Here is a 21,363-nt window from a genome sequence, read left to right as displayed (position 1 = left end):
CGGGGACAACTGTCGCCCCCTTTAAGCGCGCCGGCCGGGGCAAGGTCAAGGCGAAGCCGCTGCCTGCCCGGCGCTATCGGCAAATGTCGCGGATCGCGCGCATGCCGGCGAGGGCGTCGGCGGTGAAGGCGGGGATCAGGTAGTCGGGCCAGGTCGAGAGCTTGACCGCGACGAAATCGGTGCTGCGGTCGATGTAGATCATCTGGCCGAAGATGCCGCGGGCGGTGAAATCGCCGTGGTCGGCATCCATCACCCACCACTTGCGCCGGTAGGCCCCGTTGGGGGCGAGCAGCCGGTAGTCGCCGCGGAACTTCGCCGGCTCGCAGCGCGCGATATCCTCGACCCAGGCTTCGGGCACGATCCGGCGGCCGTCCCACTGCCCCCCCGCGGCGACCATCAGCGCAAAGCGGGCATAGTCGCGCAAGGTGGCGTTGAAGCCGCCGTCGGCCAGGGCGGTTCCCGCCCGGTCGACGGTGAAGGAGGCGTCGCGCTCGGCCCCGATGCGGGTCCAGATGCGGTCGCTGAGCAGGTCCGCCAGTCCTTGCCCCGCCGCGCGCTCCATCGCCCAGGCGAGCACGTCGGTCTCGATCGAGCGGTATTCGAACACCTCGCCATGCGGGCGGGTCTGGCGCAGGCCGAGGATCTGGTCGCGCAACGTCGTCGGCCCGGTGTAGTGGGGAGGCGCGGGCTTCCAGCCGGAGGCGATGTCCAGTTGGCCGATATCGGACTCCGGGTCGGCGTATTCCTCGACGAAACGCACCCCCGACTGCATGTCCAGCACGTCGCCCACCGTCGCGCCGAGATAGCCGCAGCGGGCCAGTTCGGGGACGTATTCCGTCAGCGGCGCGGAGGGGTCCAGAAGCCCCTCGCCCCAGAGGACGCCGGCAAGGATGCCGACGACCGACTTCGCCACCGACTGCGACAGGTGCAGCGTGGCCGGGGTCATGTCGTTGAAATACTGCTCCGTCACCACGCGGCCATGGGACAGGGCGATGAACCCGTCGGTGTAGGTCTCGGCGAGCATCTGGGCTACGGTCTTCACCGTGCCGTCGCGGGCCAGGAAAGTCAGGTCCGCCACGTCACGCTCGCCGCGCGGCAGGGGCCGGCCCGCGGCCGGATCGGCGCGCACGTCGACCGTGGGCACGAAGCTGCGCACATTCAGGAAGGTGTGGCGGTTGAACGGGGCCAGGTCCCAGTTCGACGCCGTCGGAATCTTTTCGGGCGGGGGCGGAAACCCCTGCATGATCCCCAGTTCCCGCGCCGTCCGCGGAACCGTGAAGCCGTCGCTGCGCACGTGGCCGGCCATGATGTGCTCCGGGTTGGGGGTGCCGGTGAGTTCCCGGGGGCGGGCGCATCCGCCGCCCCCGGGGTGTCGTTCAGGACGCGGTCACTGTTTGATGCGCGTCCAGATCTTGTTGTACATGTCCACGACTTCCTGAGGGCAGGGCTGCACGAAATCGGGCGCGGGCGCGTCGGCCGGCATCAGGATTTCGGGCGCCTCCAGCATCTCGGCGTCCATGAATGCCTCGGACCCCGCGACGCCGTTCGCGTAGCGCGCGAAGTTGGAGATCATCGCGGCGTTTTCCGGCGCCATGATGAAGTTCATGAAGAGCTTCGCGTTCTCCATGTTGGGCGCGTCGGCCAGCACCGCGACGTTGTCCATCCAGCCGGTGAACCCTTCCTTCGGATAGGCATACTGCAGCGTCGGCCGGTCCTTGCGCGCCCGCATCGCGGCGCCGTTCCAGTTCTGCGACAGGTCCACATCGCGCGAGGTCAGCTTCTCGATCGTGGCATAGTCCATCGTCCGCCAGTACTGCTTGGCGTTCATGAGAAGGTCGGTGACCTCGCGCAGCTGGTCGGGGTTGCTGTTGCAGCGCGGATAGCCGAGGTAGCGCAGGCCCGCGTTGATCACATCGTTCATGTCGTTGAGCATGTTGATGCGGCCCTGAAGCTCTGCCGGCGGCTCGAACAGCAGGGCGAGCGTGTTGATGTCGCCCTTGTAGACCTCGGTGTCGACGGTGAAGGCTGTGGTACCCCACTGCCACGGCACCGAGTAGTTGCGGCCCGGATCCCACCAGACGTCGACCCACTTCGGATCGACGTTCTTGAAGTTCTCCATCTCGTTCGGCTTCACCTCGGCCAGCAGGCCCTCGCCGATCATGATCTGGATCATGTAGTCGCCGGGCACGACGATGTCGTAGCCGGTGTTTCCTTCCTTCACCTTGGCCAGCATGATCTCGTTTGAATCGTAGTCGTCGAGCGTGACCTCGACCCCGTATTCCTTCGAGAACTTCTCGATCAGTTCGGGGCTGGTGTAGTTGCCCCAGTTGTAGATGTTCAGCTTGCCTTCGGCGAGGGCCGCGAGGGGAAGCATCCCCAGCGCCGTCGCCGCCATCAGGACGCGCATGCCGTGTTTCACGTTCGTACCTCCTTGTTGCGCCCGTGTCGGGCGGTTTCACGCCTTCTTCCGTCCGATCAGGAAGAAGGACGACACAAGCAGCACCGAGACGCCCAGAAGGACGGTGGAAACTGCGTTGATTTCCGGGGTGATGCCGCGGCGGATCTGGCCGAAGATGTAGATCGGCAGCGTGGTTTCGCCGGGGCCGGAGATCATCAGCGTGATGATCACGTCATCGAGCGAGACGACGAAGGCGAGCATCGCCCCCGCCAGGATGCCGGGCGCCATCAGGGGCAGCGTCACCCGGCGGAAGACGCGGAAGGGCGTCGCGTAAAGATCGGCCGCCGCCTGTTCCAGCGTCAGGTTCATGTCCTCGAGCCGCGCGCGGATCGGCATGTAGGCGAAGGGGATGCAGAAGACCGTGTGCGCCAGGATCAGGTAGCCGATCCCGGTCAGCCCGGTGACCTGCTTGACCAGCGCGAAGAACGACAGCGTCACGACCGCGGTCACGATCTCGGGCACCATCAGCGGTTGGTTGATGATGCCGAAGGCCAGGCCCTGTCCGCGGAAGGGCGCGGTGCGGGTTGTGGCGAGCGCGGCCATGGTCGCGAAGGTGGTGGCGATCAGCGTGGCAGAGGTGGCGACCTTCAGCGACACGATCGCGGCGTTGCGGATACCGTCGTTCTGGAAGGCCGAGACATACCAGTCGAAGCTGAACTCCGTCCAGCGCACGACCGACCGGTTCTCGTTGAAGGAAAAGGCGATCAGGACGAGGATGGGCGCGTAGAGGAACACCACGCAGGCCCAGGCGATCTGGGTGAAGCCCGGCTGGCTTTTGAGGTTGAACGGGCGCCCCTTGCGTTCAGCCATGGCCCACCTGCCTTCCGCCGCGCCGCATCAGGAACACCAGCATCAGCACCACCATCGCCATCAGGATCAGCGCCGCCGCCGAACCGAAGGGCCAGTTGCGCGCGGTGCCGAACTGCAGCGCGATCATGTTGCCGATCATCAGCTTCTTGCCGCCGCCCAGAAGCTCTGGCGTGATGTAGGCGCCAAGGCCCGGGATGAAGACGAGGATGCAGCCCGCGACGATGCCGGGGCGCGTCGCCGGGATGATCACCCGGCGCAGCACGCGCCAGCGCGTGGCGTAAAGGTCGTAGGCGGCCTCGACCAGGCGGAAATCCAGCTTTTCGAGCGAGGCGTAGACCGGCAGGACCATGAACGGCAGGAAGCTGTAGATCAGGCCGAGGAACACCGCGAAATCGGTGTAGAGGATGCCGACCGGCTGTTCGACGACCCCCACCCCCATCAGGACGGCATTGATGAGCCCCTCGTCCCGGATGATCAGGAGCATCGCGTAGGTGCGGATCAGAAGGTTGGTCCAGAACGGCAGCGTGATCAGGAAAAGCCACAGGTTGCGGCTTTCGCGCGGACGTGTGGCGATGAAATAGGCGGTGGGATAACCGACAAGCAGCGTCCCGACGGTGGCCACGAGTGCGAGAAAGATCGAGCGGGCGAAGATGATGACGTAGGACGGGTTGAAGGTCAAAAGCGTCTCGTCGAAGAGATCGCGTTCGAACAGGAACTGCTCGTAGGCGCCGGTCGAGAAGGTCCAGGTGACGCCGCCGTAGGTGCCGGGTTCCAGGAAGGAATAGATCATCGTCAGCGCCAGTGGCAGAAGGCCGACGCAGGCGATCAGGCCGACGCCCGGCGCAAGCAGCAGCCAGCGGTTGCGAAACGCCTCCCGCTCCCTCTGGCGGATGGCCGCGCGCAGCGCCGCGTCGGCCTGGGCGTGGGTGTCCGGCGTACTCATCGCGCTACTCCGCCAGAACCGAGAGGTCGGCGAAGGGCAGGTCCAGGCCCACCCGGTCGCCGATCGCGACGCCGGGCGTGGTCGTGCGCGCGACGATGTCGGCACCGATCCCCGCGTCGACATGCACGTTGGTGCCCGAGCCGAAATAGACGAGGTTGGTGATCCGGCCCGAAAGCTGCGCCGTGCCGTCCCCCGCCGCCCTCAGCCCGATCTTCTCGGGCCGGATCGCCAGCGTCACCCGCCCGCTGACGGGCTGCCCCGCATGTGCGCTCAGCAACGGGCCCGAGGGCAGCCTGACCTCGGCCCGGCCGTCGCCGCAGGAAACCACCTCGCCCTCGATGAAATTGATGTCGCCGATGAAGTCGGCCACGAACCGCGCGGCGGGCGCGTTGTAGATCTCGGTCGGCGAGCCGATCTGGAGGATGTGACCCTTTTCCATGACCGCGATGCGGTCCGACATGGTCAGCGCCTCTTCCTGGTCGTGGGTGACGAAGATGAAGGTGATGCCGGTCTCGTGCTGGATGCGCTTGAGTTCGACCTGCATTTCCTTGCGCAGCTTCAGGTCAAGCGCCGACAGCGGTTCGTCGAGGAGCAGCACCTTGGGCTGGGGGGCCAGCGCGCGGGCCAGCGCCACGCGCTGCTGCTGGCCGCCCGACAACTGGTCGGTCCGGCGCCCGGCAAGATCGCTCATCTTCACGAGTGCCAGCATCCGCGCGACCGTCGACGCGATCTCGGCGCGCGGCTTGTCCAGCATCTCCAGCCCGAAGCCGATGTTCTCGGCCACCGTCATGTGCGGGAACAGCGCGTAGTTCTGGAAGACCGTGTTGACCGGGCGGCGGAACGGCGGCAGGTGGCCGATCTCCTGCCCGTCAAGCCGGATCTCGCCCGAGGTCGGCAGCTCGAACCCCGCGATCAGCCGCAGAAGCGTGGTCTTGCCGCAGCCCGACGGCCCGAGAAGCGTGAAGAACTCCCCCCGCCGGATGGTTGCCGTCACGCCCCCGAGCGCGAACACCCGCCGGTCCGCCGGGCCGAAGGCCTTTGTCACATCGACGATTTCGATAAAGCCGTCGTCCGAGCCCAAGTCCCGTCCTCCGCTGATCTTTCCCTGCGGGGCCTTGTCGCGGTCTTGACGCCGGCGGCCCATCGCCCCCCAGACTGAGGGCAGCACGGACGGGTGTAAATACCCCTCTTGGGATATATCGGGCGGGGGATGGCGCGCGACCCGAACCGCTCAGGGCTTGGCCAGTTCCGACAGCAGCAGGTTGAAAAGCTCCCCTTGCGAGGAGATGTGCAGCTTTCGGTAGATGTTCTTGCGGTGCAGCTTGACCGTGCCGCCGGAAATGCCGATCAGGCGCGCGATCGCCTCGGTCGAGTGGCCCTTGAGGATGAGCGCCGCGATCTGCCCCTCGCGCCGCGACAGGCAGGCGCCCGCCCCGGCGGTCAACACCTCCTCGACGTTGACCGACAGCGTGCCGGCCTCGCCGTGGTCGTAGCGGTCGAAATGGCGCCGGCAGAGCGCGGAGAGGACCGGCAGGGCACGGCGCAGCGCGCGCACGTCGCCCTGGCTGAACTCCCGCTCGGCATCGACCGGCGCGATCGAGAAGAACAGCGTCTTGCCGTTCGCGAGCCCCACGAAGAGCCCGATCTCGTCCCGAAGCCGGATGTGGCTGTAATAGCTCTGGTAGTAGGTGGAGTTGCGGAACCGGTCCGGCGCCACCTCGCGCAGGCGGGCGACCGCGTCACCCCGGCTGTTGAGGAAGTATTCGCGGAACGGGTCGAGCAGGTAGGCCCCGTCGAGATAGCGGTCGATTACCACGGCGCGGCGTTCGGCCCGCACGTTGTCGTAGACATGGACCGGCCGCTTGTCGCTTTCGAACAGAAGCGCAAGGCAGCCGTGAAAGGGGGCGAGCGTGCGCAGGTAGTCGAGGACGGCGGGCATGAACTCTGCCCGGCCGACCGCGTCGATGGCCGCGCCCAGGGCTTCCTCGGTGGTCACGCTCGGCAAGCTGGTCTTGAGATACACGTCTGGCCCCGGCCGCTTCGGGGCGATCATACCAAGCGTGCCGCCGGGCGAAACCGTTTTCGTGTCCCGGCCCGCCCCGCCGCCCGCCCGCCGCCCGTCAGCCGCCCGACAGGCGCCAGTCCCGCGCGCGGCCGAGGTTGTGGTCGTGCACCGCCTCGTACTCGCCCCACCAGACCAGATCGCCCGCCGCGATGTCCGCCGCCACGATCGAGGCCAGCGGCACCTCTGCCGCCGCGGGGTCGGCGGCATTGTCGGTCAGCCAGCGGATATAGCGCTGCGTCGCGCCGATCAGGCCCGGCCCGTAACCGCCGGCCGCGATCCGTTCCGGCGCGCCATGATTGGGCAGGATGTGGCGCGCGCCAAGGCCCGCGACGCGGTCAAGCTCAGTCAGGTGAACGGCGAAGTCCTCGGGCGTGTCCGCGAAGGTAACGGTATCCTCGACCGTGTCGCCCGCCAAGAGGACGCCGCGTTCGGGCAACCACAGGAGCGTCGCATCGTCGGAATGGATGTTGGCCTCGATCAGCTCGACCCGCTCGCCCCCGAACTCGAACGAAAGCGCGCCCGAAAAGACCTGCGTGGGCAGCACCAGCGGCGCGATGGCGGGCGGGCCCTCCAGCGTTCCCGCCTCGATCGCGGGCCTGAGGCGGGCCAGGTGCGCGGCGGTGCGCGCGTTGGCGATCACCTCGGCGCCGGTGAACGCCGCCGTTCCCGCGACATGGTCGAGGTGCCAGTGGCTGTAGATGACGGTGAATTCCCGCACGCCCCGGCGCTCCAGATCAGCGCGGATCGCTTGTGCATGGGCGACCGACACATGGGTGTCGTAGACCAGCGCCCGCGTCCCGGACACGAGCGCATAGCTCGCGATGCCGAGAGAGATGGCGCCCGCATCCACCCAGTTGTCCTGGGGCAGGAAGCGATGCCCCGGCACGCGGCCGTCGTAGAAGGCGAAAAGGTTGGGAAAGGGTTCAAAGACCCTCAGGGTATCCATTGTTGAAATCCTTCAGCGGAGCTTGAGTGTGGCCAGCCCGATCAGAGCCAGAATGAGGGAGATGATCCAGAAGCGGATCACGATCTGCGGCTCGGCCCAGCCCTTCTTCTCGAAGTGGTGGTGGATCGGCGCCATCAGGAACACGCGCCGGCCGGTGCGCTTGAAATAGAGGACCTGGATGATGACGCTCAGCGCTTCGACCACGAAAAGGCCGCCGACGATCGCCAGCACGATCTCGTGCTTGGTCACGACCGCGATGGCGCCCAGCGCGCCGCCGAGCGCGAGCGATCCGGTGTCGCCCATGAAGACCGCCGCGGGGGGGGCGTTGTACCAGAGGAACCCGAGTCCCCCGCCGATCAGGGCGGCGGTGAAGACCAGAAGGTCGGCCGTGCCTTTCACATAGTGGACGCCGAGATAGGCCGAGAACGTCGAGGTGCCGACCACGTAGGCGATGATTCCCAGCGCCCCGGCCGCGATCATAACGGGCATCACCGCCAGCCCGTCAAGCCCGTCGGTCAGGTTCACCGCGTTCGCCGCCCCGACGATGACGATCATCGAGAAGGGCACGAAGAATATCCCGAGGTTGATCAGCAGGTTCTTGAAGACCGGAACCGCCAGCTGGTTGGTCAGGTCCGCCGGATGCACCCAGGCGGCGGCAGCCCCCGCCAAGGCAGCGATCAGCAGCCCGATGGCAAAGCGGATGCGCGATGACACGCCCTTGGTGTTCTGCTTGGTCACCTTGGCGTAGTCGTCGGCAAAGCCGATCAATCCGAAGGCGATGGTGACGAACAGCACGATCCAGACATAGGGATTGTCGAGACGTGCCCACATGAGCGTCGCCACCAACATCGCCGACAGGATCAGCAGTCCCCCCATTGTCGGCGTGCCGGCCTTGGCGAAGTGGGACTGCGGGCCGTCGTCGCGGATCGGCTGGCCCTTCTTCTGCTTGCGCCGCAGCAGGTTGATCAGCGGCTGGCCGAAGATGAACCCGAAGATCAGCGCGGTGAAGAAGGCGCCCCCGGCCCGAAAGGTAATGTACTGGAACAGGTTGAAGACGTCGCCGCCGTCCGACAGAAACTTGAGCCAGTAGAGCATCTATTCCGTTCCCCGCGTTTCGCCCGCGCCCGGTTGCCCGAGTTTGCGCAGGCCGTCAACAACGATGCTGACCTTCGAACCCTTCGAGCCCTTGACCAGGACCACATCGCCCGCGTCCGCCAGCAGATGCACCCGCTGCGCGAGGTCGGCCGCCGTCGGGTGCCACTCGCCGCGCCGGGCCTCGGGGAGCGCCTGCCAGAGGTGGCGCATCAGGGGACCGACGCAGTGCACCAGATGGATGCGCGCCATCGCCGGGTGACGGGCCAAGCCGGCGTGCAGCGCCGCCTCGGTCGGGCCAAGTTCCAGCATGTCGCCAAGAATCGCCACCCGCCGCCCCTCGTGCCGGCGGCCGACGCCGTCGCGCGTCTCCGCCGCCGCCAGGACGTCGAAGGCCGCCCCCATCGAGGCGGGATTGGCGTTGAAGGCATCGTCGATCATGTCGAAGGACTGTGCCTCGTCGACGATGTCGAGAAAGATGCGTTCGCGCGTGCCGCGCCCGGCGGGGGGCGACCAGAGGCCGAGATCGCAGGCCGCCACCGCAGGGTCGGCACCCAGCGCGCCCGCCGCGGCCAGGACGCCCAGGCCGTTCGCGGCGAAGTGGCGCCCGGCGGTCTTCAGCTTGAAGAGGATCGGCTGACCGGCATGTTCGGCCTTCACCACGGTCGCGTCCTGCGACAGGATCACCGAAAGAAGCCGCCAGTCGTCCCCCGCCTCGGCGCCGAAGCGGATCACGCGCGCGGCCCCGCGGGCAGCGTCCAGCAGGATCGGCGTGACGGGCAGGCCCGACGGCACGATCGCCGCGCCGCCCGGCTCCAGCCCCTCGAAGATCGCGGCCTTTTCCCGCGCGATCCCGTCCACCCCGTCGGCGAAGGCCTCCAGGTGCACCGGCGCGACGGTTGTGATCATCGCCACATCGGGCCGCGCCAGCCGCGCCAGCGGCGCAATCTCTCCGGGGTGGTTCATGCCGATCTCGATCACCGCGAAATCGGCGTCGCGCGGCAGCCGCGCCAGCGTCAGCGGCACGCCCCAGTGGTTGTTGTAGCTGGCCTCGGCGGCATGGACGCGGCCCTGCCCGGCCAGCACGACGCGCAGCATTTCCTTGGTCGAGGTCTTGCCGACCGATCCCGTCACCGCCACCACCCGCGCCGGCGACCGCGCCCGGCCGGCCTGGCCCAATGCGGCGAGCGCGGCCAGAACGTCCGGCACGATCAGGAGGGGAGCATCATCGCCGCACCCCTCGGGCAGGCGCGAGACGAGCGCCGCCGCCGCACCCCGGCGCAGCGCCTCGGCGACGAAGTCGTGCCCGTCGCGCACGTCCTTCAGCGCCACGAAAAGGTCGCCGGGTTGCAGGGTCCGGGTGTCGATCGACACGCCGGTGGCGGCAAAGGGGCGCGTCGCGCGGCCCCCGGTCGCGGCTTCGGCATCGGCGGAGGTCCAGAGCGGGTCCATCAGATCCTTCCGTCCAGCGCGGCCACGGCGACGCTGGCCTGTTCGGCATCGTCGAAGGGATAGACGTCGGTGCCGACGATCTGCCCGGTCTCGTGCCCCTTGCCCGCGATCAGGAGCGCGTCGCCCGGCAACAGCGCATCCACCCCCCGCAGGATCGCCTCTGCCCGGTCGGCGACCTCGGTCGCCTCGGGGCAGCCGGCCATCACCTCGGCCCGGATCGCCGCCGGGTCTTCAGTGCGCGGATTGTCGTCGGTCACGATCACCACGTCGGCGAACTCGGCCGCCGCCTGCCCCATCAGCGGGCGCTTCAGCCGGTCTCGGTCGCCGCCCGCGCCGAAGACGCAGACGATGCGGCCCATCACGTGGGGGCGCAGCGATTGCAGCGCCGAGGCGAGCGCGCCAGGCTTGTGCGAATAGTCAACGAAGACGGTGGCGCCGTTGTCGCGCTTGGCCGCAAGCTCCATCCGGCCGCGCACCGTGGTCAGCCCGGACAGCGTGGCAAAGACCGCCTCCGGCGCCTCGCCGCCGGCGATGGCAAGGCCCGCCGCCGCCAGCACGTTTTCGGCCTGGAACCCGCCCATCAGCGCCAGCCGCACCAGATGCGGCGCGCCCTTCCAGGTGAATCGCAGGTCCTGCCCGGTGGCGTCGAAGCGTTGCGAGGCAATGCAGAGATCGGCCACCGGAGAGCGCCCGACCGTGATCAGGTCCAGCCCCCGCCCGCCCGCGATCTTGGCCATCTCGCGGCCCCGCGCCTCGTCGATGTTGATCACGGCGGTCGCCTCTTCGGGCAGGACGCGGGCAAACAGCCCGGCCTTGGCGGCAAAGTATTCCTCGAAGTCGGCGTGGTAGTCGAGGTGATCCTGGCTGAAGTTGGTGAAGGCCCCGGCCTTCAGCCGCACCCCGTCGAGCCGACCCTGGTCGAGCCCGTGGGACGAGGCCTCCATCGCCGCGTGGGTGATCCCGGCATCCGCCATTTGTGCGAGGACGCGGTGCAGCGTGATCGGCTCGGGCGTCGTGTGGGCGAGCGGCGCGGTGAAATCGCCCAGCACCCCCATGGTGCCGAGGTTCGCCGCCGGACGCCCCAGCGCCTGCCAAATCTGGCGCGTGAAGGTCGCGACCGATGTCTTGCCCGAGGTGCCGGTGACGGCGACCACGGTTTCCGGCTGGCGCCCGAACCACAGCGCCGCCGCGAAGGCGAGCGTCTGGCGTGGGTCCTCCGTCACCACGACCGCCGCGTCCGAGCCCGCAAGCTCTGCCGCCGCGATCTCGGCCCCCTCGCGGTCGGTCAGGACCGCGCCCGCGCCCATGCGCAGCGCATACTGGATGAACTCCCCGCCGTGAACCCGGCTACCGGGCAGGGCCGCGAACAGGTTTCCGGGCTTCACCTGCCGGCTGTCGACGGCAAGGCCGGTCACTCGGACCTCCCGCCCGCCCTGCGCCGTCAGCCCGAGGTCGGCCAGCGATTTCGTAGCACTCGTCATCGTCGTCTCAGGCCCCCACGCCCGGTTCAGTTGCTGACGAGTGTTACTCCGTCCGCGGCGGTGGGTTCAACCTCGGGTCTGAGGCCCATGAGCGGGGCGACGCGGCGGATGATCTCGGCCGCGACCGGAACCGCGGTCCAGCCCGCGGTGCGACGCGGCTCGGTCCCCGAGGTCTCCACCGGTTCGTCGAGCGAGACGACAAGGACATATTGCGGGTCGTGCGCCGGGAAGACCGAGGCGAAGGTGGCGATCACCTTGTCCTTGTAGTAGCCGCCGCCCCTCGGCATCGGCTTGTCCGCGGTGCCGGTCTTGCCGCCGACGTCGTAGCCGGGAACCTCGGCAAAGGTGGCGGTGCCGCGCTGGACGACCGCGCGCAGCATGCCGCGGATCTCGGCCGAAACCTCCGGCGACAGCACCTGTGCGCCCTGCGGCTGCGACTTTGCGCGCAAGATCGTCGGCGTAACGCGCCGGCCGCCGTTGACCATGCTGGCATAGGCGGCGGCAAGGTGCAGCGGGCTGGCCGAAAGCCCGTGCCCGTAGGACACCGTCATCGTCGTGATCTCCGGCCATTTCTTCGGCACGATCGGCCGGGCCGAGGCGGCCTCGGCCAGTTCCACCGCCGTCGGCTCGAAGAAGCCGAGCGACTTGAGGAATTCCTGCTGACGCTCCGCGCCGATCTGCTGGGCGATATGCGCGGTGCCGATGTTCGAGGACTTGATGATGACGTCGCGCACCGACAGCGCGGGCCCGTAGTTGTGGAAATCGCGGATCTTGAAGCGGCCCCAGATCATCGGCCCCTTGGTGTCCACCATCGTGTCCGGGTTGACAAGCCCGAGGTCGAGCGCCTGGCCAATGGCGAAGATTTTGAATGTCGAGCCGAGTTCGTAGACCCCCTGCACCGCGCGGTTGAAAAGCGGCGTATCGCCGGCCTCGCCCTTGGTCAGCGGGGCCGGCCGGTCGTTCGGATCGAAGTCGGGCAGCGAGGCCATGGAGACGATCTCCCCGGTATCGACCCTCATCAGGATCGCGGCCGCCCCCTTGGCGTTCATCAACTTCATGCCGCCGTCCAGCACTTCCTCGACCGTGGACTGCACGGTGAGGTCAAGCGACAGTTCCAGCGGCGCGCCACCGTTGGCCGGATCGCGCAGCCAGGCGTCAAAGGTGCGTTCCACCCCCGCCGTGCCGATCACCTCGGCCGAGGCGACACCCTCGCGCCCGAAGCTCGCACCGCCCAGCACATGCGAGGCCAAGGCCCCGTTGGGGTAAAGCCGCATCTCTCGCGGGCCGAACAGCAGGCCGGGATCGCCGATCTCGTGCACCAGCTGCATCTGCTCGGGCGAGATCTTCTTCTTGATCCACAGGAACTTGCGCGACCCGGTGAAGTCCTTCAGCAGGTCTTCCTCCTTCAGGTCGGGGAAGATCATCGCCAGCCCCTTGGCCGCGCGCGCGGGGTCCACCATCATCTGCGGCTGCGCGTAAAGCGCGTGGGTCACAAGGTTCGTCGCCAGAACCCGCCCGCGCCGGTCGACGATATCGGCCCGCTGCGCGAGGATCGAGGCGCCGGAGGCCACGGCCTGCGGCTCTTCGGGTTCAGTCGTCGCCAGGACGCCCATGCGGATCCCGACGACGGAGAAGGCGGCGAAGAAGGCCACCCCGAGGAGGAGCAGCCGCCCCTCGGCGCGGGCGCGGGCGCGGTCGCGCATCGCCTCGTGCCGGTCGCGGATGTTGGCGCGTTCGATCGCATCGGGGTTCTCGCCCCGGTCGCGGGCCGACAGGATGCGGGCCAGCGGGCGCAGCGGCGTGCGGATCATTGGCCCGCCTCCAGGATCGCGGCCGTGTCCACCGCATCGGCGACGGGCAGCAGGTCGAGGTCGGGATAGGATACCTGGCGCACGTCGCCGAACTGTTGCGGCTGCATCGGCAGAAGGCCGAGACGGGCAAAGTTGATCTCCGCCAGCGCCCTGAGGCGGTCGGGACGGTTCAGATAGGCCCACTCCGCCTTCAGCACCCCCAGGCGTTCGCGCAGGTCGGCGATTTCCGCCTGAAGCCTGCGCGCCTCGGCAACCTCGGCCTGGGTGCGGTAATTCTCGCGGTAGGCCCAGAAGGCCAGACCCATCACGGCGAAGGCGGTCAGGACATAAAGCAGGTTGCGCATCGTCAAAGTCCCATCAGCGCGGGTTTCGGAAGGCCGAGCGCGGCGCGGTCGGCCGGGCGGGCGGGGGCATCGGTGCGGCGACCCACCCGCAGGAGGGCGGAGCGCGCGCGCGGGTTCGCGGCCAGTTCCGCGTCGTCGGGGCCGATGGCGCGGCGCGTCAGCAGCGTGAAGCCGGGGGCCTGGCCTTCGCGCGCGGGGGCGTGGCGGCTGCCCTGCCCCTCGGTCCCCGACCGCTGCTGGAAAAACCGCTTCACGATCCGGTCCTCCAGCGAGTGGAAGCTGACCACGGCCAGCTTGCCGCCGGGCTTCAGCGCCCGTTCGGCCGCCTCCAACCCCCGGACAAGCTGTCCGAATTCGTCGTTCACCGCGATGCGGATCGCCTGGAAGCTGCGCGTCGCGGGATGGCTCTGGCCCGGCTTCGGACGCGGCAGGCAACGCTCGATCACCGCGGCAAGCTGCAGCGTCCGCGCGAAGGGACGCCCCGCCACGATCGCCCGCGCGATGCGCCGCGAGGCGCGTTCCTCGCCGTAGTGGTAGAGGATGTCGGCGATCTCGCCCTCGGACGCGGTGTTCACGAGGTCCGCCGCCGTCGGCCCGCTGTCGGCCATGCGCATGTCGAGCGGGCCGTCCTTCTGGAAGGAAAACCCCCGTTCGGGAAGGTCAAGCTGCATCGAGGAAACGCCAAGGTCGAGCACGACCCCGTCGACCGGCCCGCCCGCGATCGCATCGAGGTCGGAAAACGTGCCTTCGACCAGCCGGAGCCGGTCGCCATAAGGCGCCGCCCAGGCGCGTGCCATTTCGAAGACCATGGGATCCCGGTCGATCCCGATCACCTGTTCCGCGCCCGCGGCAAGCAGTCCGCGTGCATATCCGCCCGCGCCGAAGGTGCCGTCCACCCAGACCCCGAAGACGGGTGCGACCGCCTGTAACAGCGGCCGCAGCAGTACGGGAATATGGGGACCTTGCGGCGGTGTCGGGATTGCGGCAGCAGCCATCTCTCACCCCTTTGGCGGCAGGGGTGGCAGAAGGCTTCGGGGGTCGAAGTCCTCGGGGTACTGGTCGGTGAAGCGGCGGCTGTGGCGCGTGGCCCTGGCTTCGTAGGCTTCCGGGTTCCAGATGCGGAAGTAGTCGCCGGCCGAGATGAAGAACGCCTCACCCTTCAGGCCGATCTTGTCGCGGTATTTCTGCGGGATGGTCAGGCGCCCGTCGTCGTCGACCTGCGCCTCGAACGACTGGCCGTACATGAGTTCCTCGTTCCAGAGCCGCTCTGGCGAGCCGCGCTGCATGAGCGCGATCTGCGCGTCGATCTCGTGCACGGCTTCCATCGAATAGACGTCGAGCCAGTCCTGGCTTTCGGGGCCGTAGACGATGACGATGTTGGGACGCAGACCTTCCTTCCAGTCGGGGTCCGAGGCCTCGATCACGCGGCGGAAGGGGGCGGGGATGGAAACGCGACCCTTCGCGTCCACCTTGAACGTATCCGACCCTCTGAACCTGCGTGCCACCGGCCCGCGCTCCCGTACCTGTCCCTCACATCCGGGGCCGCGCCGACGGGCCGGCCCCGGAACGACAACGGCGGATCGGGCTGCTGCCACTGCCCGATCCGCCGCCCTCGTTCCCATTACTGGGTCTGTCCGGTCGCCCTGCCACCTGGGGGGATGTCTGCTCGCATGAGCGCCGGATCTCTTGGTTCGATGAAAGCGGGTGCCTGTATGAAACCTGACTTCTGCCGTTTGGGTCTTTGTGCCCTTAGAGCCCGTCTTCATCGGTACGTATAGGGATTGCATGGGAATTCACGGGAAGCAAGGAAAAACTACGCCGCCCGATACAAAAGCTCTTCCAGATAAGGCGAAGAAAATACGGAAATTTATGACATCTACTCAAGATGCCGCTACAAATAGCGAGCATACGAAGATTGCTCACAATATGTTGAAATCTTAACGGAGACAGGATGTCCCGTAAATTCCCACAAACTTTGGCAAACATAGCCATCTAGTGCCTTGGCGCGATCAAGATCGCACGGAATCACGCCTCAGCGCGCCCGCGCTGCGTGATTCGCACTCAATTTCGGCGGTAGGCGCCCGCCCGTTCCCGTGCGGTCCCGTGGCGCGCGCGCCGGTCCCGTGAAATCCCGGCTCAGGCCATTCCGCCAGCGACCAGCCGGTGCGCGAGGCGGGCGTAGGCCTCGGCCACGGGCCCCTCTGTGGCGGCGATGGGCGTGCCGGCATCGCCCGCAAGGCGGATGTCGAGGTTCAGCGGGATCTCCCCGAGGAAGGGAACCCCCAGCTTCGCCGCCTCGGCGGCAACGCCGCCATGGCCGAACAGATGCGCCTCGTGCCCGCAGTTGGGGCAGACATAGGTCGACATGTTCTCGACCAGCCCCAGGATCGGGGTCTTGAGCTTGCCGAACATGTCGATGGCGCGCCGCGCGTCCAGAAGGGCGATGTCCTGCGGGGTGGAGACGACGATGGCGCCGGTCAGGTGCGTCTTCTGGCAGAGCGTCAGTTGCACGTCGCCGGTTCCCGGCGGCAGGTCGACGATCAGCACGTCCAACTCGCCCCAGGCGACCTGTCCCAGCAACTGCTGCAGCGCCCCCATCAGCATCGGCCCGCGCCAGACCACGGCCTCATCCTCCTTCAGCATCAGGCCGATCGACATCATGGTGACGCCGTGGGCCTTGAGCGGGATGATGGTCTTGCCGTCGGGCGAGGCCGGGCGCTGCGACACGCCCATCATGCGCGGCTGCGACGGCCCGTAAATATCGGCGTCGAGCAACCCGACCCGCCGCCCCTGCCGCGCCAGCGCCACGGCGAGGTTCGACGACAGCGTGGACTTGCCCACCCCGCCCTTGCCCGAGGCGATGGCGACGATCCGGTGCACGCCCGCCACCGGCTGCGGACCGGCCTGCGGCGTCGGGTGGCCGCCGATCTTCAGGCTGGGCGCGGGCGCCTTCGGGGCCGGCCCGTGCGCGGTCAGCACGACCGAGACCGAGGCAACACCCGCCAGCGCCCGGACCGCAGCCTCGGCCGCCTGCCTGACCGGTTCCATGCGGCGGGCGGTGTCCGGATCGGGCGCCTCGAGCACGAATCGCACCGCCCCCCCCTCGACCGAGAGCGCGCGGACAAGGTCGCGCCCGACAAGGTCGCCGCCATCGGGCAGCGCCACGCGCTTGAGGGCTTCAAGGACGGCTTCACGGGTCAGGCTCATCGCAGGCTCCTTCGCTTTGGCGCCAGAGTTGTGACGGTTGCATGACAACGGCAAGGGGCGCATCCGCACCAAGCCTAAAAAATGACGCAAGGACAAGGCAAATGCCCGAAAACAGGTCAGAATGGGTTATGCATTTTCTGCATGGCAGCATTGACTGCGCGACCTATTGTGCAGTCGCAGCATCCGGCCCATGTTAGCCCCAACAGCGCAGAACAAGGCGCTTGACGCAGGACGCCAGGGACGGCGTCGAGATGATGAAAAGGTGATGAAATGGCAAACGTATCGATGCTGAGTGGAGTTGAACTGGGGCTGACCGACCGGATCGGCGCTTTCCTCCGCAACCTGCAGGATGCCCGCAGCCGCTACAAGGTTTACCGCCAGACGGTCAAGGAACTGAACGCCCTGACCGACCGCGACCTCAGCGACCTGGGCATCAACCGGTCGATGATCGACTCGATCTCGATCGAGGCGGCCTACGGCAAGTAAGGAATTCCCCGCGCCTTCCTCCTCCCTGGCGCGGGACCAGCGGCGGCATCTTCCTCCTCCCTGATGTCGCCGCGAGACCGACGGAACCCCCTCCTCCCTCCCTGAGGGTTCCGGACCGAAGCGCGGCGGTGGCTTCCTCCTCCCTGCCACCGCCGCGACTTCCCTTCCCGGCAGGACGCCGGACAGATTTCGGGCCCGGATGGCCCAAAGGCATGCGTGCGCGCCCCTCCTCCTCCCTTGGGTGCGCCGCAGTGAAGACGGTGGCGGCTCCTCCTCCTCCCTGAGCCGCCACCGACCCTTCACGACCCAACGCGGGCCCCCTCCTCCTCCCTGGGGTCCACGTCATGACGGCGGTCCCTCCTCCTCCCAGGGGCCGCCGTTTTCTTTTTTCCTTGCAGCGGGACAGGCATCGACAGCCCGCGCAGGCCGGCGCGCGCCCGGCGGGCGTGTTCAAGGCAACGAAGAAGGCGGATCAGAAGGGGATGTCGTCCGCGGTTTCGGCGGCGACGACGAAGCTGGCCACGACATGCTTCACGCCGGCCTTGTCGAAGGCAATCTCGAGCTTGTCGCCCTCGGTCCCCTCGACCGTGCCGTAGCCGAACTTGCGGTGAAAGACGCGGTCGCCCTCGGTGAAGGCCGAGACCGCGTCAAGGTCGATGACGGCGTGGCGCGCCTCGCGCGGCTGCGACAGGCCACGCTGGCCGGAGCGGTCCTGCATCCGCTTCCAGCCCGGAGAGTTGTAGACATCGGCGCGGGTCGCGCGGTCTTCCATCGCGCTTGCCTGCGGGGCAGCAGCGCCATAGCCGCCGCCGTAAAGGCCGGGGGGCGTCAGCACCTCGACCTCGCGCGCGGGCAGTTCGTCGATGAAGCGCGAGGGCAACTGGCTTTGCCACTGGCCGTAGACGCGGCGGTTGCCGGCGAAGGAGATTGTGCAGAGTTCCTCCGCCCTGGTGATGCCGACATAGGCCAGCCGCCGCTCCTCCTCCAGCCCCTTCAACCCGCTTTCGTCCATGCTGCGCTGAGAGGGGAACAGCCCGTCCTCCCATCCCGGCAGGAAGACCACCGGAAATTCCAGCCCCTTGGCGGCATGGAGCGTCATGATGGTGATCTTCTCCTCCGCATCCTCGCTGTCGTTGTCCATGATCAGCGAGACATGTTCGAGGAAGCCTTGCAGGTTGTCGAAGTTTTCCAGCGCCTTGACGAGTTCCTTGAGGTTTTCAAGCCGCCCCGGCGCCTCGGGCGTCTTGTCGGCCTGCCACATGGCGGTGTAGCCCGATTCGTCGAGGATGGTTTCGGCCAGGCGGACGTGGTCGTAGTCGGCGACCTGCACCGCCCGGTGCCAGCGGTCGATCTGTTCCACCAGAAGCCGCAACTGCGCCCCGCCCTTGCCACCGATCCGGCCCGAGGCGGCGCAGTAGCGCGCAGCCTCGTGCAGGCTCGTCCCGTCCTCGCGGGCCTGGCGCTGGATCGTCTGCACCGCCTTGTCGCCCAGCCCGCGCTTGGGCGTGTTCACGATCCTCTCGAAGGCCAGGTCGTCGGCGGGGCTGACCGCCATCCGGAAATAGGCCATGGCGTCGCGCACTTCGAGCCGTTCGTAGAAGCGCGGGCCGCCCACGACCCGGTAGGGCAGGCCGATGGTCAGGAACCGGTCCTCGAACGCGCGCATTTGGTGGGAGGCGCGGACGAGAATCGCCTGGCGGTCGAGGCTGACGGGGTCGCGCCCGCGGGTGCCGCGTTGCAGCGCCTCCGCCTCCTCGCCGATCCAGCGCGCCTCTTCCTCGCCGTCCCAGTGGCCGATCAGGCGTACCTTCTCGCCGCCCTTTGCCTCGGTCCACAAGGTCTTGCCGAGCCGCCCGGCGTTGGCCGCGATCAGCCCCGAGGCGGCGGCGAGGATGTGTTCAGTGGAGCGGTAGTTCTGTTCCAGCCGGATCACCGTCGCGCCCGGAAAGTCCTTTTCGAAGCGCAGGATGTTGCCGACCTCCGCCCCCCGCCAGCCGTAGATCGACTGGTCGTCGTCGCCCACGCAGCAGATGTTGCGATGCCCCGCGGCGAGCAGGCGCAGCCAGAGATACTGGGCGACGTTGGTATCCTGGTATTCGTCGACAAGGATGTAGCGGAACATGCGCTGGTACTGCGCCAGCACGTCGGGGTGTTTCTGGAAGATCGTCACGACATGCAGCAGAAGGTCGCCGAAGTCGCAGGCGTTCAGCGTCAGCAGGCGCTGCTGGTAGGCGGCGTAAAGCTCCGTTCCGACGTGGTTGAAGGCCGCGGCCTCGGACGAAGGCACCTGATCGGGGCCCCAGGCGCGGTTCTTCCAGTGGTCGATGAGGCCGGCCAGTTGCCGCGCGGGCCAGCGCTTTTCGTCGATGTTCGCGGCCGCGATCACCTGTTTCAGAAGCCGGATCTGGTCGTCGGTGTCGAGGATGGTGAAGTTCGACTTCAACCCGACCAGTTCGGCATGCCGTCTGAGGATCTTAACGCTGATCGAGTGGAAGGTGCCCATCCACGGCAACCCCTCAACCGCCTGCCCCATCAGCCGGCCGACGCGGTCCTTCATCTCGCGCGCGGCCTTGTTGGTGAAGGTGACGGCGAGGATCTCGTTCGGGCGCGCCCGCCCGGTGGCCAGAAGATGCACGATCCGCGCGGTCAGGGCACGGGTCTTGCCGGTGCCGGCGCCGGCCAGCATCAGGACCGGACCATCGAGCGCCTCGACCGCCTGCCGCTGCGCCGGGTTCAGCCCGTCGAGATAGGGCGCAGGCCGCGCCGCCATGGCGCGCGCGGACAGCGACAGGGCGGCGCCCCCGGGCATGTCTTGGTCGGACGGATCGTCGGCAAAACGGCTCATGGCCGCCAATCTATGCCCCGGCGCCAGAAAATGAAAGCCCGTGTTCCCGGTCCGTTCGCCATGGCCTGCGGCGCGGCGGCCTTGCACCTTCGGCGCGGTTCGCTACACCTGTGGGTGGCAGTGAACGGGGAACAGTCGCTTGGTCCAGTACCTCAACCGTGTGATCTATCAGCATGTAACCGAGGCCTGGATGCGCGAGATCGGCGCCGCGCGCCTGCATGCCGGCTGAGGCCCCTGCCCGCACTGGATATTGACGACGCCTTGCCCCCTGGATCGAAACATGGACCTGCACCAGAGATTCCCCGCGATTTCGGACCTCAGGGCGCGCGCGCGGGCGCGGATTCCGCATTTCGTCTGGGAATACCTGGACAGCGCGACGGGCACCGAGGCGACGCTGCGGCGCAACCGGGCGGAGTTCGACAGGGTCCTGTTCCGACCCTCGATCCTGCACGGGGAAATCGCCTGCGACCCCTCGGTGCGCCTTTTCGGGCACGATTTCCCCCTGCCCTTCGGGGTGGCGCCGGTCGGCATGTCGGGGCTGATCTGGCCCGACGCGGAACGCAGGCTTGCCGCGGCGGCGGCGCGGGCGGGGCTGCCCTACAGCCTTTCGACCGTGGCCAGCCGGACGCCCGAGGATCTGGCCCCCGTCCTCGGCCAACACGGCTGGTTCCAGCTTTATCCGCCGCGCGACCCGGCGATCCGGACCGACATGCTCCGCCGTGCGAAGGCGGCCGGGTTCAGCGCGCTGATCCTGACCGTGGATGTCCCCGTCGCCAGCCGGCGGGAGCGGCAGACCCGGTCCGGCCTGACCCAGCCGCCGCGCCTGACGCCGCGCCTGCTGGCGCAGGTGGCGCGCTGCCCGGCCTGGACCGCGGGCACGCTGAGGCTGGGGATGCCGCGGATGCGCTTCCTCGACGCCTACGCCGACAACACGTCCAGCCTGTCCTCGACCGCGCATGCCGGATACCTGCTGCGCACCGCGCCCGACTGGGACTATCTCGGCGCCTTGCGCGACGCCTGGGACGGGCCGCTGATCGTGAAGGGCGTGCTCAACCCCGACGATGCGGCGCGGCTTCAGGACGAAGGCGCGGACGCGATCTGGGTGTCCAATCACGCGGGCCGGCAGTTCGACGCCGCCCCCGCGTCGATCGAGGCGCTGCCCGCCATCCGCGCCGCCACCACGTTGCCTGTGATTCTCGACGGCGGGATCGAGGGCGGGCTCGACATCCTGCGCGCGATCGCGCTTGGCGCCGATTTCGTCATGCTGGGCCGCGCCTGGCACTATGCGCTTGGCGCGCTGGGTGACCGCGGGCCTGAGCATCTGATCGACCTCCTAGCAAGCGACCTCAGGGCCAACATGGGTCAGCTTGGCGCGCGGCAACTGGCCGACCTGCCGGCGCGGCTTCTCGGCCGCTGACGTCGC

At 68.1% G+C, this 21,363-nt stretch carries 18 protein-coding genes; 2 read left to right on the top strand and 16 right to left on the bottom strand.

Features of this window, described 5'->3' with window-relative positions; genetic code table 11:
* Positions 1 to 73 precede the first annotated feature (73 nt).
* The 15 genes from N5I32_RS01090 to N5I32_RS01020 form a co-directional block, all read right to left on the bottom strand.
* On the bottom strand, positions 74 to 1,306 hold the full coding sequence (locus N5I32_RS01090; RefSeq protein WP_261493547.1) for a serine hydrolase domain-containing protein: 1,233 nt from the start codon (positions 1,304 to 1,306) through the stop codon (positions 74 to 76).
* Between the two features lie 81 nt (positions 1,307 to 1,387).
* The gene (locus tag N5I32_RS01085; protein WP_369414213.1) at positions 1,388 to 2,419 is read right to left on the bottom strand and encodes an ABC transporter substrate-binding protein; all 1,032 of its coding nucleotides are present in this window, start codon (positions 2,417 to 2,419) and stop codon (positions 1,388 to 1,390) included.
* A gap of 36 nt (positions 2,420 to 2,455) precedes the next feature.
* Complete coding sequence (locus tag N5I32_RS01080) at positions 2,456 to 3,268, bottom strand: ABC transporter permease (protein ID WP_261493546.1); 813 nt, start codon at positions 3,266 to 3,268, stop codon at positions 2,456 to 2,458.
* Entirely contained in the window at positions 3,261 to 4,211 is a 951-nt protein-coding gene (locus N5I32_RS01075) for an ABC transporter permease (RefSeq protein WP_261493545.1), read from the bottom strand. Before N5I32_RS01075 ends, N5I32_RS01080 begins: the two co-directional genes overlap by 8 nt.
* A gap of 4 nt (positions 4,212 to 4,215) precedes the next feature.
* Positions 4,216 to 5,292, bottom strand: a complete 1,077-nt coding sequence (locus N5I32_RS01070; RefSeq protein WP_304504702.1) for an ABC transporter ATP-binding protein — start codon at positions 5,290 to 5,292, stop codon at positions 4,216 to 4,218.
* A gap of 150 nt (positions 5,293 to 5,442) precedes the next feature.
* Complete coding sequence (locus tag N5I32_RS01065) at positions 5,443 to 6,234, bottom strand: helix-turn-helix transcriptional regulator (protein ID WP_261493544.1); 792 nt, start codon at positions 6,232 to 6,234, stop codon at positions 5,443 to 5,445.
* Between the two features lie 97 nt (positions 6,235 to 6,331).
* Entirely contained in the window at positions 6,332 to 7,222 is an 891-nt protein-coding gene (locus N5I32_RS01060) for an MBL fold metallo-hydrolase (RefSeq protein ID WP_261493543.1), read from the bottom strand.
* 12 nt (positions 7,223 to 7,234) lie between these two features.
* Entirely contained in the window at positions 7,235 to 8,317 is a 1,083-nt protein-coding gene (mraY, locus tag N5I32_RS01055; RefSeq protein WP_261493542.1) for a phospho-N-acetylmuramoyl-pentapeptide-transferase, read from the bottom strand.
* Positions 8,318 to 9,766, bottom strand: coding sequence for a UDP-N-acetylmuramoyl-tripeptide--D-alanyl-D-alanine ligase (locus N5I32_RS01050; protein ID WP_261493541.1), 1,449 nt, complete (start codon positions 9,764 to 9,766; stop codon positions 8,318 to 8,320).
* Complete coding sequence (locus tag N5I32_RS01045) at positions 9,766 to 11,247, bottom strand: UDP-N-acetylmuramoyl-L-alanyl-D-glutamate--2,6-diaminopimelate ligase (RefSeq protein WP_261493540.1); 1,482 nt, start codon at positions 11,245 to 11,247, stop codon at positions 9,766 to 9,768. The genes N5I32_RS01050 and N5I32_RS01045 overlap by 1 nt, the downstream gene beginning before the upstream one ends.
* 26 nt (positions 11,248 to 11,273) lie before the next feature.
* On the bottom strand, positions 11,274 to 13,058 hold the full coding sequence (locus tag N5I32_RS01040; RefSeq protein ID WP_261493539.1) for a peptidoglycan D,D-transpeptidase FtsI family protein: 1,785 nt from the start codon (positions 13,056 to 13,058) through the stop codon (positions 11,274 to 11,276).
* A complete protein-coding gene (gene ftsL / locus N5I32_RS01035) occupies positions 13,055 to 13,402 on the bottom strand; it encodes a cell division protein FtsL (protein WP_261493538.1) in 348 nt (115 codons plus the stop codon). Before ftsL ends, N5I32_RS01040 begins: the two co-directional genes overlap by 4 nt.
* Before the next feature lie 2 nt (positions 13,403 to 13,404).
* Positions 13,405 to 14,397, bottom strand: a complete 993-nt coding sequence (rsmH, locus tag N5I32_RS01030; protein ID WP_261493537.1) for a 16S rRNA (cytosine(1402)-N(4))-methyltransferase RsmH — start codon at positions 14,395 to 14,397, stop codon at positions 13,405 to 13,407.
* A gap of 3 nt (positions 14,398 to 14,400) precedes the next feature.
* On the bottom strand, positions 14,401 to 14,907 hold the full coding sequence (gene mraZ / locus N5I32_RS01025; RefSeq protein ID WP_261493536.1) for a division/cell wall cluster transcriptional repressor MraZ: 507 nt from the start codon (positions 14,905 to 14,907) through the stop codon (positions 14,401 to 14,403).
* 631 nt (positions 14,908 to 15,538) lie between these two features.
* Positions 15,539 to 16,609 carry an Mrp/NBP35 family ATP-binding protein gene (locus tag N5I32_RS01020; RefSeq protein WP_261493535.1) on the bottom strand — a complete coding sequence of 357 codons (1,071 nt, stop codon included), beginning with the start codon at positions 16,607 to 16,609 and terminating at the stop codon, positions 15,539 to 15,541.
* Between the two features lie 270 nt (positions 16,610 to 16,879).
* On the opposite strand from N5I32_RS01020, the gene N5I32_RS01015 reads away from it, so the two are divergent.
* A complete protein-coding gene (locus tag N5I32_RS01015) occupies positions 16,880 to 17,095 on the top strand; it encodes a DUF1127 domain-containing protein (protein ID WP_261493534.1) in 216 nt (71 codons plus the stop codon).
* A 472-nt stretch (positions 17,096 to 17,567) separates the two neighbouring features.
* On the opposite strand, the gene N5I32_RS01010 is transcribed toward N5I32_RS01015, so the two are convergent.
* Positions 17,568 to 19,940: an ATP-dependent helicase gene (locus N5I32_RS01010; RefSeq protein WP_261493533.1), complete on the bottom strand. Its 2,373-nt coding sequence runs from the start codon at positions 19,938 to 19,940 to the stop codon at positions 17,568 to 17,570.
* A 280-nt stretch (positions 19,941 to 20,220) separates the two neighbouring features.
* On the opposite strand from N5I32_RS01010, the gene N5I32_RS01005 reads away from it, so the two are divergent.
* Entirely contained in the window at positions 20,221 to 21,357 is a 1,137-nt protein-coding gene (locus N5I32_RS01005; RefSeq protein WP_261493532.1) for an alpha-hydroxy acid oxidase, read from the top strand.
* The last annotated feature ends 6 nt before the right edge of the window (positions 21,358 to 21,363 follow it).

Source organism: Albidovulum sediminis (assembly GCF_025380365.1).
In the GTDB taxonomy this organism is placed as follows: Bacteria; Pseudomonadota; Alphaproteobacteria; order Rhodobacterales; family Rhodobacteraceae; genus Albidovulum; species Albidovulum sediminis.
Note: the sequence above shows the minus strand (reverse complement) of the source record. Positions and strands in the feature narration are given on the sequence as shown.